Origin of the sequence: Selenomonas sp. oral taxon 126 (assembly GCF_001683335.1) — a bacterium.
GTDB lineage: Bacteria > Bacillota > Negativicutes > Selenomonadales > Selenomonadaceae > Centipeda.
The window spans coordinates 819702-835149 of sequence record NZ_CP016201.1; the positions used below are offsets into that span (position 1 = coordinate 819702).

At 59.6% G+C, this 15448-nt stretch carries 13 protein-coding genes and 1 pseudogene; 7 read left to right on the forward strand and 7 right to left on the reverse strand.

Going from position 1 to position 15448, the window contains the following annotated elements; translation table 11 throughout:
- Positions 1–88: 88 nt before the first annotated feature.
- Positions 89–931 carry a MurR/RpiR family transcriptional regulator gene (locus AXF19_RS03620; RefSeq protein ID WP_066845170.1) on the forward strand — a complete coding sequence of 281 codons (843 nt, stop codon included), beginning with the start codon at positions 89–91 and terminating at the stop codon, positions 929–931.
- A 132-nt stretch (positions 932–1063) separates the two neighbouring features.
- On the opposite strand, the gene relB is transcribed toward AXF19_RS03620, so the two are convergent.
- The 3 genes from relB to gyrA all read right to left on the reverse strand — a co-directional run bounded on the left by relB (position 1064) and on the right by gyrA (position 4079).
- Complete coding sequence (gene relB, locus AXF19_RS03625; RefSeq protein WP_066845172.1) at positions 1064–1297, reverse strand: type II toxin-antitoxin system RelB family antitoxin; 234 nt, start codon at positions 1295–1297, stop codon at positions 1064–1066.
- Between the two features lie 147 nt (positions 1298–1444).
- The gene (locus AXF19_RS03630; RefSeq protein ID WP_066845175.1) at positions 1445–1624 is read right to left on the reverse strand and encodes a hypothetical protein; all 180 of its coding nucleotides are present in this window, start codon (positions 1622–1624) and stop codon (positions 1445–1447) included.
- 7 nt (positions 1625–1631) lie between these two features.
- The gene (gene gyrA, locus AXF19_RS03635; protein WP_066845192.1) at positions 1632–4079 is read right to left on the reverse strand and encodes a DNA gyrase subunit A; all 2448 of its coding nucleotides are present in this window, start codon (positions 4077–4079) and stop codon (positions 1632–1634) included.
- Positions 4080–4343: 264 nt separating this feature from the next.
- On the opposite strand from gyrA, the pseudogene AXF19_RS15060 reads away from it, so the two are divergent.
- Positions 4344–4472: pseudogene (locus AXF19_RS15060) on the forward strand (secretion protein HlyD); the annotation flags it as partial.
- On the opposite strand, the gene AXF19_RS03640 reads toward AXF19_RS15060, so the two are convergent.
- Positions 4435–5844 (reverse strand): hypothetical protein, encoded by a 1410-nt coding sequence (locus tag AXF19_RS03640; RefSeq protein WP_066845195.1) that lies wholly within the window; start codon positions 5842–5844, stop codon positions 4435–4437. The pseudogene AXF19_RS15060 and the gene AXF19_RS03640 overlap by 38 nt on opposite strands.
- Positions 5845–6021: 177 nt before the next feature.
- Here AXF19_RS03640 and AXF19_RS03645 point away from each other — a divergent pair, with 177 nt between their 5' ends.
- From AXF19_RS03645 to AXF19_RS03655, 3 genes are all read left to right on the forward strand, one after another.
- Positions 6022–7743, forward strand: coding sequence for an O-linked N-acetylglucosamine transferase, SPINDLY family protein (locus tag AXF19_RS03645; RefSeq protein ID WP_066845196.1), 1722 nt, complete (start codon positions 6022–6024; stop codon positions 7741–7743).
- A gap of 11 nt (positions 7744–7754) precedes the next feature.
- Complete coding sequence (locus tag AXF19_RS03650) at positions 7755–8567, forward strand: hypothetical protein (protein ID WP_066845197.1); 813 nt, start codon at positions 7755–7757, stop codon at positions 8565–8567.
- Between the two features lie 261 nt (positions 8568–8828).
- Positions 8829–9710 carry an Rpn family recombination-promoting nuclease/putative transposase gene (locus tag AXF19_RS03655; RefSeq protein WP_066845206.1) on the forward strand — a complete coding sequence of 294 codons (882 nt, stop codon included), beginning with the start codon at positions 8829–8831 and terminating at the stop codon, positions 9708–9710.
- A 206-nt stretch (positions 9711–9916) separates the two neighbouring features.
- Here the strand turns inward: AXF19_RS03655 and AXF19_RS03660 are convergent, their stop codons facing one another.
- Both AXF19_RS03660 and AXF19_RS03665 read right to left on the reverse strand, forming a co-directional pair.
- Positions 9917–11161 (reverse strand): NAD(P)-dependent malic enzyme, encoded by a 1245-nt coding sequence (locus tag AXF19_RS03660; RefSeq protein ID WP_066845208.1) that lies wholly within the window; start codon positions 11159–11161, stop codon positions 9917–9919.
- A gap of 325 nt (positions 11162–11486) precedes the next feature.
- Positions 11487–12821 carry an LCP family protein gene (locus AXF19_RS03665; protein ID WP_066845211.1) on the reverse strand — a complete coding sequence of 445 codons (1335 nt, stop codon included), beginning with the start codon at positions 12819–12821 and terminating at the stop codon, positions 11487–11489.
- A gap of 220 nt (positions 12822–13041) precedes the next feature.
- Here AXF19_RS03665 and AXF19_RS03670 point away from each other — a divergent pair, with 220 nt between their 5' ends.
- Both AXF19_RS03670 and AXF19_RS03675 read left to right on the forward strand, forming a co-directional pair.
- A complete protein-coding gene (locus AXF19_RS03670) occupies positions 13042–13530 on the forward strand; it encodes a CYTH domain-containing protein (RefSeq protein ID WP_066845213.1) in 489 nt (162 codons plus the stop codon).
- A 348-nt stretch (positions 13531–13878) separates the two neighbouring features.
- Positions 13879–14556, forward strand: a complete 678-nt coding sequence (locus AXF19_RS03675; RefSeq protein ID WP_066845216.1) for an MgtC/SapB family protein — start codon at positions 13879–13881, stop codon at positions 14554–14556.
- A gap of 118 nt (positions 14557–14674) precedes the next feature.
- Here AXF19_RS03675 and AXF19_RS03680 read toward each other — a convergent pair whose 3' ends face one another.
- A complete protein-coding gene (locus AXF19_RS03680) occupies positions 14675–15448 on the reverse strand; it encodes an ABC transporter ATP-binding protein (protein WP_066845219.1) in 774 nt (257 codons plus the stop codon).

Sequence of the window (15448 nt, forward strand, 5' to 3'; positions counted from 1 at the left end):
GCCGCCCACACGGACGGCGTTTTTATTTGCAATCTCCCTTTCCATTTTCTCCCAAAATCAGCTATAATACTCCGAAGAAGGTGAATGTATGAAAATTCTCAGTCGGCTCGACAACCCGCCGTTCCATGTCTCCAAAAGCGATCGCAAAATCATTGGTTTCATCCGCGCGCGCCTCACGGACATCCCGCGCATGACCATCCGCGAGATCGCACAGGCGTGTGACACGGCAGAGGCAACCTGCACGCGATTCGTGCGGAAAATGGGCTTTGCGAGCCTTGCCGACTTCAAGGCGGCACTCGCCGAGGAGGGCGCAGAGATCGGGCGTTACCTCGACCGCGGCAACATTCTAAGCAACGAGAGTGCGCGCGAGACTGCGCGCAAGCTCCTCTCCGCGAACATGATTGCCCTCGAGAAGACCCAGGACATCATCTGCGACGAGAGCATCGATGCCTGTGCGCGGCTCCTCATTGGAGCGCAGCGCATCGCCTTCATCGGCCTGGGCTACTCCGGCATCATCGCGCAGGACTCCTATTTCAAATTCCTGCGGATCGGCATGAACTGCATCGCCCCGCGCGACAATCACACAATGCGCATGATTGCCGCCATCATGGAGCCGCGCGACGTCATCTTTGCCATCTCGCACTCGGGTGAGACGGCGGAGATCCTTGAGACCGTCGATATCGCACGTGCGCGCGGTCTCAAGATCATCTCCCTCACGGAGAATCATCCCTCGCGCCTGCACAGAGTCTCTGACGTGAGCCTCACCTACGTCGCGGAGGAGACTCCGCTCGAGACCGGCTCCATCGCCTCGAAGATGGCGCAGTTCTTCCTCGTCGACCTCGTCTACACCGAGGTACTGAAGATCCTCCCGCTGAGCGCGATGGAAAAGAAAATCCGCACGACCGAAGCCGTGCGGCAGATGAAGCTGTAGGAATCGCTGATAAAATAGACCATCAGATTGGTGCAGCCTTCGAGATTCTTGCCAATCCATGCGTAGATTGTGCGCATGACAAATGGATCCAACTTCCGAAGTTGCTTGATCGCCTGTGGACTGTACTCAACCCTATACATCATCGTCCTCGATGCCAAGCATTTTTGCAACTTCGGCATGGGTATAGGTAACAGGATTCTTGCGCAGCTCCTCCATTGCCTCTTCGTATGCCTGACGGTCGAGTTCGTCCTCCATGCGCTCGCGCATTGCCACAGCGGCAAACGCTGAGAGGGTCATGCCGCTACGGGCGGCGTGCCTGCGAAAGAGCCTCGCATCGCGCGGACTCAGATGAACGGCAAGACTCATGGGATGCCTCCTTTCTGCCGATGGGGGATTTCCCCTACAGTATAGCACAGGCGTGGGAGAGCCGCAAGAATCGCGGGAAGAGTCTCTTTGTCGCTAGGAAAACGCTCCGTCTCTCATACTGAGAAGCGAAGCGTTTTTGTGTGCAGGTCATGCCGCATTTTCGGTCACGATGGCGGCAATGTCCTCCTGCCGTATCGTATCCGTATCAATGCTGCCATCCGGACGATCAATGTCGGCTTCATAGGCGATACCGTCCTCATAGATCTCTACGATGCTGGCGGTCTCGCCGCTTTTGAGCCTTACCTTATCGTACAATTTGATGTCCATCCTGTTCTCACTCGCTCCCCGCATCCACGATGCGGTTCATGGTCGCCATCGAGGCGACGCGGTCACTCTCGCCGAGGGTCATGAGCTTGACGCCCTGCGTGTTGCGGCTGATCAGAGAGATTTCATCCACCGTCGTGCGGATGACAATGCCGTCCGTCGTGATGAGCATGAGCTCCTGATTCTCGCGCACGACGCGGATGCCGACGACGGGGCCGGTCTTGTCCGTGACCTTCATGTTGATGAGCCCCTTGCCGCCGCGCGTCTGCGTGCGGTACTCCTCGGCGGTCGTGCGCTTGCCGTAGCCGCCCTCGGTGACGGTGAGCACCTCGGAGTCGCTCTTGAGGATATCCATCGCGACAACTTCATCGCCGTCGCTGAGGCTGATGCCGCGCACGCCGCGTGCAATGCGCCCCATGGAGCGCACGCCGTCCTCGGGGAAGCAGATCGCCTTGCCGCCGCGCGTGCCGAGCATGATGCGGTTCTCGCCGTCCGTGAACTTGACGCCGATGAGCTCGTCGTCCTCGTCGAGGTTGACGGCACGCAGACCATTCTTGCGGATGTTGGCAAACTCCGAGAGCGGGGTCTTTTTCACCACGCCGCGCTTCGTCCCGAGGAAAAGGAAGCGGTCGGGGCGCATCTCGCGCACTTGGATGACGGCGGTGATGCGCTCGTCACTCTCGACAGCGAGGAGGTTGACGATGGCAGTGCCCTTCGCCTGCCGCCCGCTCTCGGGGATTTCGTATGCCTTCAGCACAAAGGCGCGCCCGCGGTTCGTAAAGAAGAGGATGTCGTGATGCGTTGTCGTGATGAGGAGGTCGCTGACGATGTCGGTCTCCTTCGTCCCCATGCCCTTGACCCCGACGCCCCCGCGCCGCTGGCGGCGATAGGTGTCGAGCGGAATGCGCTTGATGTAGTTGTTCAGCGTGAGGGTGACGACGACGTCCTCCTCGGCGATGAGATCCTTGATGTCCATCTCGCTCGCGTCAAATGTGATCTCCGTGCGGCGCTCGTCGCCGTATTTGTCGCGCACCTCGATGAGCTCGTTTTTGATGATGGCGAGGACTTTCATGCGGTCGGCGAGGATGCCCTTGAGCTCCTCAATCATCTTCAGAACTTCCTGATATTCCTCCTCGATCTTCTCGCGCTCGAGACCCGTGAGGCGCTGGAGCCGCAGATCGAGGATTGCCTGTGCCTGTTTCTCACTGAGTTTGAACCCATCCATCAGGGCTGTGCGTGCGATGTCCGCCGTACGGCTTTCGCGTATCGTTGTAATGACAGCGTCCAGATGGTCGAGTGCAATGGTGAGTCCTTCGAGGATATGGGCGCGCGCCTCTGCCTTTGCGAGCTCGTACTGCGTGCGCCGCGTGATGACGTTCTCCTGATGGCTGATGTAGTGCCCGAGCATCTGCTTGATGTTCATGATGACGGGCTGCCCGTCCACGAGGGCGAGCATGATGATGCCGAAGCTGTCCTGCAGCTGCGTGTGCTTGTAAAGCTGGTTGAGGATGACGTTCGGCGCGCTGTCGCGGCGCAGCTCGATGACGATGCGCATACCGCTGCGGTCGGACTCGTCGCGCAGATCGGTGACGCCGTCGATCTGCTTGTCGCGGACGAGCTCGGCGATCTTCTCGATGAGACGTGCCTTGTTGACCTGATATGGCAGCTCCGTGACGATGATGCGCGGCTTCCCGCTGCTCATGGTCTCGATGTGGGCGCGCGCACGCATCTTGACGACGCCGCGTCCCGTCATGTACGCCTTGCGGATCTCCTCCGTGCCGAGGATGAGACCCGCCGTCGGGAAGTCCGGGCCTTTGATAACGCCCATGAGTTCCTCGATGGTGGTCTCGGGGTTGTCAATGAGCAGGAGGGTGCCGTTGATGACCTCGACCATATTGTGCGGCGGGATGTTCGTCGCCATGCCGACGGCGATGCCCGCCGTGCCGTTGACGAGGAGCTGCGGGAATTTCGCGGGCAGGACGGTCGGTTCCTTCTCTGAGCCGTCGTAGTTGTCCGTGAAGTCCACCGTTTCTTTATCAATGTCGCGCAGCATGAGCTCGGCGATCTTCGACATGCGCACCTCGGTGTAGCGCATCGCCGCTGCCGAGTCGCCGTCGACCGAGCCGAAGTTACCGTGCCCGTCCGCGAGCATATAGCGCATGGAGAAGTCCTGCGCCATGCGGACGATCGCGTCGTAGACGGAGGTGTCGCCGTGCGGGTGATATTTACCGAGCACTTCACCGACGATACGCGCGGACTTTTTGTAGGGCTTCGAGCTCGTCATGCCCGAGCCCTGCATTGCGTAGAGGATGCGGCGGTGTACGGGCTTCAGGCCGTCGCGCACATCCGGCAGCGCGCGCGCCACGATGACGCTCATCGCGTAGTCGATGTAGGAGTTCTTCATCTCGTGTTCGAGGTTGACCGGGACGATGCGCCCCTGTCCAAAATCCAGATCCAAAATGTCACCTCTTCGTGTTCGTTCCACAATAATCGGATCTTTGTCAAACGTTACGGCTTGTCACAGGCGTGCTTGCTCCACTAGGGTTTGCTTTGGAGCATCGCACTGCTGTGGTATGCCTCGTTTGTAACATTCATCATAGAACCCAATAATCCACGATGATTATAGCATTTTCGCGGCGAAAAGTCTATGTTTTACGCGGTTGGGCGCGCTTCAGCGATTCCTAGGGAATCACTGATAAAATGAAGTCCGTCAGATTGGCGTAGATTTTTTCGTCCGAACAAGGAGGCAAACCGGACGCATAGCAAGGGCTATGTGGAGGAATTGCCGACGAAGTGCGGGCAAAAAAGATGCGCTAAGATGATGGTGCTGAATTTATCAGTGCTTCCCTAAACCATATCTCGCCGCGCAGAATCGCGGGAGCGGAGCTGTCTGCAGCGAGCTCCACGCGCGCGCTGAGGCTGCGTTCGCCTGCGGCATAGCCCTGATAGCGGAGTTTGGCCGCAAGGGCGCGCAGAGCCTCGCGCATCGTCGTATGTGCCTCATCTGTCACGGCAGCCCCCGCCGCTAGGCGCATGGTGATATGGGAGCCGGGTGCGGCGTGCCGCACGATAAAGTCGCCGCCTCTGATGCTGCCGTCCTCTGCGCGCGTGTAGACGACGCGCGTAAAGCCGCTGCAGCTGTCCACCAGAATGGGGGACGCTTCCTGCTGAAAGATGTTCCCCTGCTCCTCCTCCGATCCTCCGCCGCAGAGGGTGCGCAGTTTGCTCCCCCGATAGAGATAGGCGTCCGCATTCGGTCGTTCCAATACGGTTCTTTCGCGCGGCGCGCCGATCCAGCGATTGTACCAGCGCGCGTTGTGCGAGAGATAGAGATCGACGCCGGAGTTGTGGGGGTTCCCCCCGCTTTCCTCGAACTCGTTCAGGATCGCACCCGTGAGCACGGAGTCCGCCGTTGGGAGCGCGAGGGAGATAAAGGAGCCGTGCCGATCAGGATTCGGGTCGATCCCGTAGTTCTTGTGGAGGACGCCGAGGTTGCCGTGGATGTTCACGGTCTCCGTGCCGCGCTCGCGTCCATCCGCACCTGTGTTCATGAAGACGGAGCCCTCCTCGGCGAGCAGCGCGTAGGTATCGGTGCCGAGCGCATGCGTCACGATCCTGCCGCCGCCGACCGTGATATAGCCGTCCTTGTTCGCCTGCAGACCGACGCCGACAACATCCATATCGAGCGTGCCGCCGAGGGTAAATCTCGTGTCCCCATGCGTTCTGCCGCGTATCTGTCCACCATAGCCCGCATAGATGCCGCTCATGTAGTAGTGGGCAACATCGGCGCCCGGAGTCGCGCCGCAGGTCGCGGGCGCGCTGTTGGCAAGCCGCAGTGTCAGATCGCCGCCGATCGTGAGTTGTGCGCCGTCGAGCAGATAGATGCCCGTGACGTTCCTGTGCAGACTGCCGCCGCCGGAGCCGGAGACATCGACCGTGACATTGTCGCGCCAGTATTCCCTCTCGTCGTTGGTCAGGTAACAGCCGATGCCGGCACCGTCGGTATGACTTTCGATCGTGCGCACAGGGCGGGACTGCGGCATATCGTCACCATACGCCGATGAATCTCTCCCGATGTCATTGAACGTTGTGACGGAATCTCCCGTCTTGTGCGCTATATCGTTCTCCGCAGAGACTGTGCCCGTGCCGACGAGGCACAGGGAAAGCGCCAGCAGCGCCGCTCTTTTCCTGCGCCGCCCTGTCGAGATTCGATTGCCTGCCATGAATGTTCCCCCTTTTCCGTTTGAATGGATCTTTTAGAGACATTATATCATTCGGAAAGGACGATGCACAACACGCAGCGGCGCTGTCTCATAGCTCCGCAGACGCAAAAGTGGAAAAGGAATTCGCGGTGCCGTCGTCGAATAACAATAAAGTTATGTGTAGATAGGAGGGGCGCTGTGGAGGATGTGAAGGAGCTGCGGCGGGCGCGTCTGCTGCGTGCAAACGCGCTCTACGAGGCAAGGGAGTACGCGCGCGCGGCGGAGGTTGCGCAGGAATCGCTCACCATATTGCCCGAGGACGCGGAGATGCGCTATATCCGCGCGGCGGCGCTGACGGGCTGCGGCGCATATGATGAGGCGCGTGCAGAGATTGCACGCATCCGCGCGGTGTGTCCCGATCATGCGGGGGCGGCACGGCAGGAGATCTACATCGACCGCGCGGAGGGGAAGATCCGCACACAGATTGTGCATCTGCGCGCATTCGTTGCGATGCTTGAGGAGCGGATCGCCGCAGGAGACAGACCCGACTATCACAGGGTATTCCTCGCGAGTGCGTACAGTCTCCTCGGGGCGGCACTGACGCTGACGGGTGAGAGCGCGGCGGCGGTGGAGGCATTTCTCGCGTCGAGCCGCCTTGAGACGACGCGCGAGAAAAAGGCGACGGAGTACAGCAACGCTCTCTTTGCCTCGAACTATCTGCCCGCAGGGCAACGTGCCGCGTATGCAGAGCTTGCACGCGGCTACGGCGCACTCTATGCGGATGTTCGCCCGCTCTCGACTCCTGCGGACGCGCGGCGCGGGCATGCGCGTCTGCGCATCGGCTACATCTCGCCCGATCTGCGCACACATCCCGTCGGGACGCTCGTGCGTCCTCTCCTCACTGCCTATGACCGCACGAGATGCGCCGTATACTGCTACATGAACGGCGCAGAAGATGCGCTTTCACAGGAATTCCACGCGGCGGTGGACGTGTGGCGCAACATCTGCGGGATGGATGCAGCGGAGGCGGCGGCACTCGTCTACGGCGATGAGATTGACATCCTCGTGGATCTCGCGGGGCATACCGAGGACAACGTGCTGCCCGTGCTCGCCCACCGTCCTGCGCCCGTGCAGGTGACGGGCATCGGCTACTTCAATACGACGGGGCTGGCCACTGTGGACTATATGCTCTCGGATGCGCACGTCGATCCCATCGGGACGACAGATCCCGCCTTTACCGAGGAAATGATCCGCCTGCCGCACAGCCACTTCTGCTATATGCTGCCCGAGGATCTGCCCTCCCTCACCCCGCCGCCGATGGAGCGACGCGGATATGTGACATTCGGCAGCTTCAACAATTTCAGCAAGGTGACGGATGAGGTGCTGCGCCTCTGGGGCACGCTGCTCGAACGAGTGCCGCGCTCACGTCTCCTCCTCAAGAGCAAGCTATTCGGCAGTGCCGAGGGGCGGGAGATCGTAGCGGAGCGATTCGCGCGCTGTGGGATTCCCGTGGAGCGCGTGGAGATGCGCGGCTTCGGCCCAAATCATCGCGCGGAGTATGCGGATATGGACATCGCCCTCGACACCTTCCCCTACACGGGCGGTATCACCACCTGCGAGGCGCTCGCGATGGGCGTGCCCGTCGTGACCATGCGCGGGGCGAGCCACGGCGCACGATTCGGTGAGAGCCTGCTCATCAATGCGAATCTGCCCGAACTCGTCGCAAAAGATCCCGCAGACTATGTGCAGATCGCACGAACACTCGCCTCCTCATCCGAAACGCTGTGCGCTCTGCGGATGAATCTGCGTTCCATACTGGGACGCGCACCGCTGACCGACGCGCCGCTCTACGTCCGTGACGTGGAGGCTGCATACACGGAGATCCGGGAGCGGTTCGTACGCACTGCGGGTAGAATGTGAGTTGTACTGATATGAAGCGATGGGTCTGTCTTTCGGTGCTCGTTCTGCTGTGTTCCGTGCTTTGGGGTTGTGATTTTTGGGTGACGGAAAACAGTGATCCTGCTACGGCAGATGAGGTTGCCGCGCGCGTCAATGATACGTTTCATGCCTATGGGACACATGTTGTGCCGGAGTCGGTGCAGGTCGAGCGGGAGAAGCCGTTTCAGAAGAATGTCTATGCGCTCTATGACGAAGGAAATGGAATTTACTTCACCTGCACGGCGGAGATTCGGCGCGCCCATTTCCCCTATCCATTCCTTTATCGCGATACGGACGCCGCTGCGGCGTATGCGGAGGCGTATTTCGCCCATCTCTATCCCAAGGTGTGTGCCATCACGTCGGCATATCATCTCACGGCGGCTTCTCCGGAGGAGGCAGAGGCACTGCGGGCGTGTTTGCTGACAGATCCCATGCAGGGGGACGCGCTCTTTGGAAAGGGGGATATCATCTTCCTCCATGAGGCACACGGGGCGGATGTGGTGCGTGTGTGTCGGGAGCTGCATTCGCTCTACCGTCCACAGGGCGACGACACGCTGCTCACCGAGGCACATGGGCGCAGGGTGACGTTCTACAATTTGCCGGAGGGTACAGAGGATCGTAGGCAGGCGGTTCCGATTATGACGTTCTATCTGCGCGCGAAGCAGGACTGGGCAACAACGCTGTACGAGAATCCGGGGCATTCGTCCGGTGAGAAGGACACGGCGGTCTTGGAGGAGCGTCTGGCGTGCTATTTTGAGGTATGTCAAAGGTCAGCAAAGGCGTATCTCAGAGATCATACGCAATAAAGGAATCCCTGACAAAATGAAGTCCGTCAGATTGGTGCAGATTTTTTCATCCTCATAGACCCAAGCCTCCCCGTTCCCCCTGCCTCCCCCGTCAGGGCGGGGCCTGTGCGCGGAACGCGTAGAAGTGGCGAGCTTGCGAGCCGATAGGAGCACTCCGAGGGCAGCTCCTTTTCTTACCTTCCTCGCCAAAATTTCAACCTTGACAATGTGCGCTGCAGTGCATACTATGATAGTAGAACGGTATGAGGAGGGTACAACTCTGTGAGAATGCTCAAGAAAGACGTTCCTGCGGAATACAATGCACTGATTCAGAAGTTCCGTCTGATCGACGATACCTTTTTCAACGTATGCTTTGACAATTATATCGAGGGCATGCAGCTCCTGCTGCGCATCTTCTTCGGACGGGACGACCTCGTTGTCAAACACGTTGTCACGCAGCAGAGTGCGGACAATCTCTACGGGCGCGGCGTCCGCTTTGATGTGCTGGCAGAGGACAGTGAGGGGAAGCTCTACGACTGTGAGGTGCAGCGTGCAAACAAAGGCGCAGCGCCGCGTCAGGCACGTTACAACAGCAGCATGATGGATGCGCGGGAGCTTGCCAAAAGCGCAGAATTCTCTGATCTGCCCGAGACGTGGGTCATCTTCATCACAGAGAATGACATCTATGGGGCAGGCTGTCCGCTGTATCATGTGGAGCGCATCATAGAGGAGCTGCAGCGACCGTTTAACGACGGTGCGCATATCCTCTACGTCAACGGGGCAAACCGCGACGACACGCCGCTTGGGCGGCTCATGCAGGATTTCTTCTGCGAGCGTCCGGAACAGATGAATTATAAAGAGCTTGCTGAGCGTGCCGATTACTTTAAGGCAGAAGCAGAGGGAGTGAATACCATGTGCGAACTGATGGAGAAATTTGGAGAGAGGAAAATGGAAGAGGGGCGTATGGAAGGACGCCTCGAGGGGCGTGCCGAGGGGCGTCTTGAAGGACGGGAGGCAGGACTTCTTGAGGGACGTATGGAGTCTGCCCGTCGGACGGCGGCAGCATTGCTCGCTTTGGGAAAACTCACGCTTTCCCAGATTGCCGAAGCAACACAGCTGCCAATGGAAGAGGTCGAACGCCTCTCAGGAATGAACGGTATATAAAGGAAGCACGCCGAGGGTGCCGTAAACGTCCACATTTTCGGCACCCGGGTTCGCGCCGTTCGCGCCGTCCGCGCCCGTATAATAACGAATGAGATAATGCCTTTTATTTATAGGTTTTGGTACAATCAAGCTGCTTGGTCTATCGCACAAAAAAACCGCCGAAGGATGTTCGTCCTTCGGCGGCGTTTTCGTTTGTGCTTATCTCATCAGCCGACCGTATGACCGAGCAGTTCGCGCGTATGGGCGGCGACGTCCTCGGGGGTGATGTCCGTGCGGCGTGCGACGCCGGTGTCGAGCGCTGCCTTTGCGACGGCGGCGGCGACGGTGGGCGCAACGCGCGGGTCGAGCGGGCTTGCGATGATGTTGGTCTCGTTGAGCTCGCTCTCGGAGATGAGGGAGGCGATCGCGTCTGCGGCGGCGATCTTCATCTTATCATTGATCTCCTTGGCACGCACGTCAAGTGCGCCGCGGAAGATGCCCGGGAAGGCGAGGAGGTTGTTGACCTGGTTCGGGAAGTCGGAGCGACCCGTGCAGACGATGCGCGCGCCCGCCGCCTTTGCCTCGTCGGGCAGGATCTCGGGGACGGGGTTCGCCATTGCCATGATGACGGGATCCGGGCTCATGCTCTTGATCATCTCGGGCGTGAGGCTGCCCGGCGCGGAGACGCCGATGAAGATGTCCTTGCCCCTCACGATCTGCGCGAGGTTGCCCTTTTCCTTCTGGCGGTTGGAGACCTTTGCGAGGCTGTCCTTGTACGGGTTCATGTTCTCCTTGCGCCCCTCGTAGACGGCCCCCGTCGTGTCGCAGAGGACAACGGTCTTGATGCCGTAGGAGAAGAGGAGGCGCGCGATCGCCTGTCCCGCTGCGCCCGCACCGTTGATGACGATCTTCGCTGTGCGCAGATCCTTTTCGAGGTACTTGTACGCGTTGAGAAGCGCGGAGACGACGACGATGGCGGTGCCGTGCTGGTCGTCGTGGAAGACGGGGATGTCGAGGGTCTTCTTGAGCTCGTTCTCGATGTCAAAGCACTGGGGCGCCTTGATGTCCTCGAGGTTGATGCCACCGTAGGTGGGGGCGATGAGCTGGCAGACCTTGACGACGTCCTCGACCTTCTGGCTGTTCACGCAGACGGGGACGGAGTCGACGCCCGCAAAGCCCTTGAAGAGGATGGATTTGCCCTCCATGACCGGCAGGCCTGCGCCCGCGCCGATGTTGCCGAGGCCGAGGACGGCGGTGCCGTTGGTGACGACGGCGACCATGTTGCCCTTGGTGGTGTAGTCGTAGATCTTGTCGGGGTTGTCCTTGATCGCCAGACACGGCGCCGCGACGCCCGGGGTGTAGGCGCGGCTGAGGTCGTCGCGCGTGGCGATGGGGACGGTCGGGGTGATTGCGAGTTTGCCGTGATGGCGCTCGTGGAGTTCCAGTGCCTCTGCGTCAAATTTGCTTGCCATGATGCATCTTCCTTTCTGCGGGAAATCTCCCGTTTGCTCTCCTAGGGAACTGTTGATAAAATGGGGGTGTTCGTGCAGCACTCACACGTGAGAGAACCTATGCCGTCCAAAGCGCCCCTACCACCATGCTTCGCATGGTCTACACGTTCCGCGCACAGCCCCCTCCCCCGTGGCGGTCAACGTCATCCAATCACACTTCGCTAACGCTTGTGTTCTTGGGGCGTTTTCGCATACGACCTGTTGCCCAATCAGCTGCGTCCTTTCGGACTTGCTTCTTGGACAGGTCAGCAACGGGGGAGGCTTGGGGGTACGACATATGAGCCGCCTACTCCTGCTTGCCCGTGTCGACGTTGCTGCGCACAGGCGCATCGTCGCTGTCTGAGCGCGTGGTGCGCCGGGTTGGCTGCTCGACGGGGCCGTCATCTGCGGCGCGGCGCGAGCTCGCGTGGCGCGTGTCGGAGGAGCTGGTGGTTCCCTCCGTGCGACCGGGGCGCGTGGTGCGCTCATCATCCGCATCGCCCGTATTCGTACGCGTGCGCTCGTCGGTGTTCCTGCGCGTGTCCTTCGTGTCGATATCGTCCTTGTCGGAGGACTTTTTGCGGCTACGCGTATCGAGGGCTTCGTCCGCGCTGACCGCGCGTCCGACGGAGGTATCTCCTGCGGGCAGCTCGACGGCATCTGCAGGGATGGAGTCCTCGTACTCACGCACGGCGCGCTCCATGCGGCTGCGGTCACTGCTCGTGAGTGTGACGCCGAGGGTGCTCGCCATGCTGCGCCGCAGCTGCGCCATGTCGGGGATCCAGTAGCTGACCTCGTCGATGTAGAGCGGGCGCCCGGGCACCATGTCGGTGCGCAGCCCCTTCGCCTGCGACTCCTTGAGCGTGCCGATGAACTCGAGCATCTGGCGGACGCTGAGGTCGGTCTTTACGCTGTCGATGACGCTGGAGATGATCCCGGGCAGGCGCGGCAGGATTGCGGGCGTGGTGACGGCGTCGACGCACGCGCGCATGAATTTCTGCTGGCGGCGCACGCGCCCGATATCCCCCTCCTCATCGCGGTAGCGCACGTAGGTGACGGCGGTCTTGCCGTCCATGTGCTGCATGCCGGGGCGCAGGTCGATGATGAGTCCGCCGTCGTCGTCCCACGGATCCTCATAGTACATGCGCTTTTCAACATCGATGTCGATGCCGCCGATGGCATCCACGATCTTCTGAAAGGCGTGGATGTTGACGATCACATAGTGGTCGATGCGGATGCCGAGAAAATCCTCCACGGTGCGCTGCGTGAGCTGCTCGCCCCCGTAGGCGTACGCGGCGTTGATCTTGTCATAGCCGTTCCTAGGGATGGCGACGCGCGTGTCGCGCGGGATGGAGAGGAGCGAGGCTTCATTCTTTACAGGGTCGATGGTCGCGACCATGAGCGTATCGCTGCGCCCCACGTCGTCACTGCGCTCGTCCACGCCCATAATCATGATCGTCGCCTTGTCCTTTGCGACGAGCAGTTCCTCCTTGTGCTCGCCCTTCGCGCGGTCGAGCAGGCTGCTCTGCGCAAAGAATGCGCCCGCGACAGCGGCGAGGACGAAGATGAGAACCGTGCCGAGCAGGACATACGGCCAGACGCGTTTCTTCTCTGTGCGTCTTTTGGGTGGTAATGTTGTCAAAACGGGATCGATCCTTTCCGCCCTTATGGAAACACCTGCCGCATAGGCGCGGCAACAGGCAATTCTTTCCCCCTGCTGCGCGGATGTGTATTCAGCGGCGCCGCCTTGCGTTCGCGCACGCACGCTGATACAATATATCCGTTCAGTATCACATAATATATAGCAAACGCGCGGAATATGCAAGGTATTCTTCTATCAAATCCAGAAAGGACGCGGCTTTATGGGTGTTGAAATCGAACGAAAATTCAAGGTAAAAGAAGGTTTCCGTCCGACGGGCATCGGTATCGAAATGGCACAGGGTTATCTCTCGCGTGATCCGAAGCGAACCGTACGAATCCGACGCTCAGGTATGCAGGGATACCTCACGATCAAGGGCGAGACACACGGTGCAGCGCGGCTCGAATACGAGTATGAGATCCCCGCCGCAGACGCCGAGGAGCTGCTCGCACTCTGCGAAGAGCCGCTTGTGGAGAAGACGCGCTATCGCGAGACGGTCGCGGGTCACGTCTGGGAGGTCGATGTGTTCCACGGGGCGAATGCGGGACTCATTGTCGCCGAGATCGAGCTTTCCTCCGAGGCAGAGACCTTCGTCCTGCCCACATGGGCGGGCGCGGAGGTCACGGGGCTGCCCCGCTACTACAACGCAGCGCTGATCGCACATCCCTACAATAAATGGAGTGCGGCAGAGCACACCGGTGTGGACGCATAAAGCGAAGTCCGATCTCGGGAATACTGTGCATAACTGTGGGAATAAGATGGGGATGAATCCTCCCCGGATGTCCACAGAACTGTGGATAAAAGGGGTTCTTTCAACTACCAAATATAGATTTTCAGCTAAATTTCATGCAAGATATGGGGTTATCCACTACTTTATCCACATTATCCACAGAAATTGGAAAATCGTTCGCTAAAATTATGCACACTGTGCAAAACTATGTGGATAAAGGCGTTTTTGGACTTTTGAACAATTTTATCCACAGAGTTCTCCACACCTGTGGATAATGTGGGAAACGATGGCATCGTTTCGTTATATGTTTTTGGAAGGAATTTTTTACCAATGCAAGAATGGGAAATCTGTCTGCGGCTTGTCCTCGCCTGCGCGATGGGCGGCATCATTGGATACGAGCGGCAGATGCGGCATAAATCTGCGGGGCTGCGAACGAACATGCTCGTCGCGCTCGGCTCCTGCCTCATCATGCTCATGTCTCAGGCGCTCTACGACAACGTCGAGGGGAAGACGAATGCCGACCCCGCGCGGCTGGCAGCGCAGGTCGTTAGCGGCATCGGCTTCCTCGGCGCTGGTGCGATCATGAAGGAGGGGCTGACTGTCACGGGGCTCACGACGGCGGCAACGCTCTGGGTCGTCGCGGGTGTCGGACTCGCCGTCGGTGCGGGCTTCTACCTCAGCGCGGGCGTCACCACGGCGATCGTCTTCCTGATCCTCGGCAACCTCTCGCGCCTCGATGCGTGGGTCGACCACGACCACATGCTCTCGCTCTCCATCCACACCGTCGACCGCCCCGGGCAGATCATGCGCATCAGCGCCTGCATCGAGGATCTGCACCTGCGTGCGCGCGGCGTCAAGGTCAAGACCGACGAGGACGAGGCGGAGACGGACGGCGAGCGGCGCGTCTATCTGAACTTTGAGGTGTATAACGGCGAACATCTGAAGCCCACATTTATTGTAGACACCCTGCGCCAGATCGACGGCGTCCTGCGCGTCGACCTCGTGTGAGGCTTGATGCAATGGGCGAAATATTGTAAAATAAGCATAGAAAAAGGGCACTGCCGCTCAGCGGTTGCCCCTAATTTTGTGGCAGAGAAAGCCCCCGCGCAGGGGGCTTTTTCTATGTTTATTTCACATCGTACTGCGGCAGATATCTGATGTAGATACGTCCGCTGTCATCCCGCTCGACCTTGGAATGAACCTCATAGAGGTCGTGGATGAACTCCTCGGTGAGGAGCTGCGCGGGTGTGCCGAGTCCGACAACGCGCCCCTGTTTGATTGCGATGAGGCGATCACAGTAGAGTGCGGCGATGTTCAGATCGTGAATCGCCGCCGCAACGGTGAGACCCAGCCCCTTTACGATGTCCATGATCTGCAGCTGATATTTGATGTCCAGATGGTTCGTCGGCTCATCGAGGATCATGCACTCCGCCTCCTGCGTAAGCGCCCGCGCGAGGATCACGCGCTGCTGCTCCCCGCCCGATAGGCTTGAGAAGTTTCGCTCCGCGCAGTGCTCCATGCCGACCGTGGCAAGTGCCCGCCGTGCAATCTCATAGTCGCCTGCATTGTCGCGATCGAGGAGCCGCTTGTACGGCGAGCGCCCCATGAGGACGACCTCCATGACACTGAAATCAAAGCTGTAGAAATTGTGCTGCGCGACAACGGAGAGCTGCAGCGCGGACTCCCGATAGGAGAGCTCGTCGAGGTTCTGCCCGTTCAGCGTAATTTTCCCCGCTGACGGTGTCTGCACGCGGTAGATGCATTTTAGGAACATACTCTTACCGCTGCCATTCGGCCCGATGATGCCGAGGAATTCCTTCGGTCTCAGATGAAAGTCCAGCCCCTTCAGAATCTCCTTGTCACCGATGAAGAGTTTCACCGCCTCAGCCAGTATTTCCAT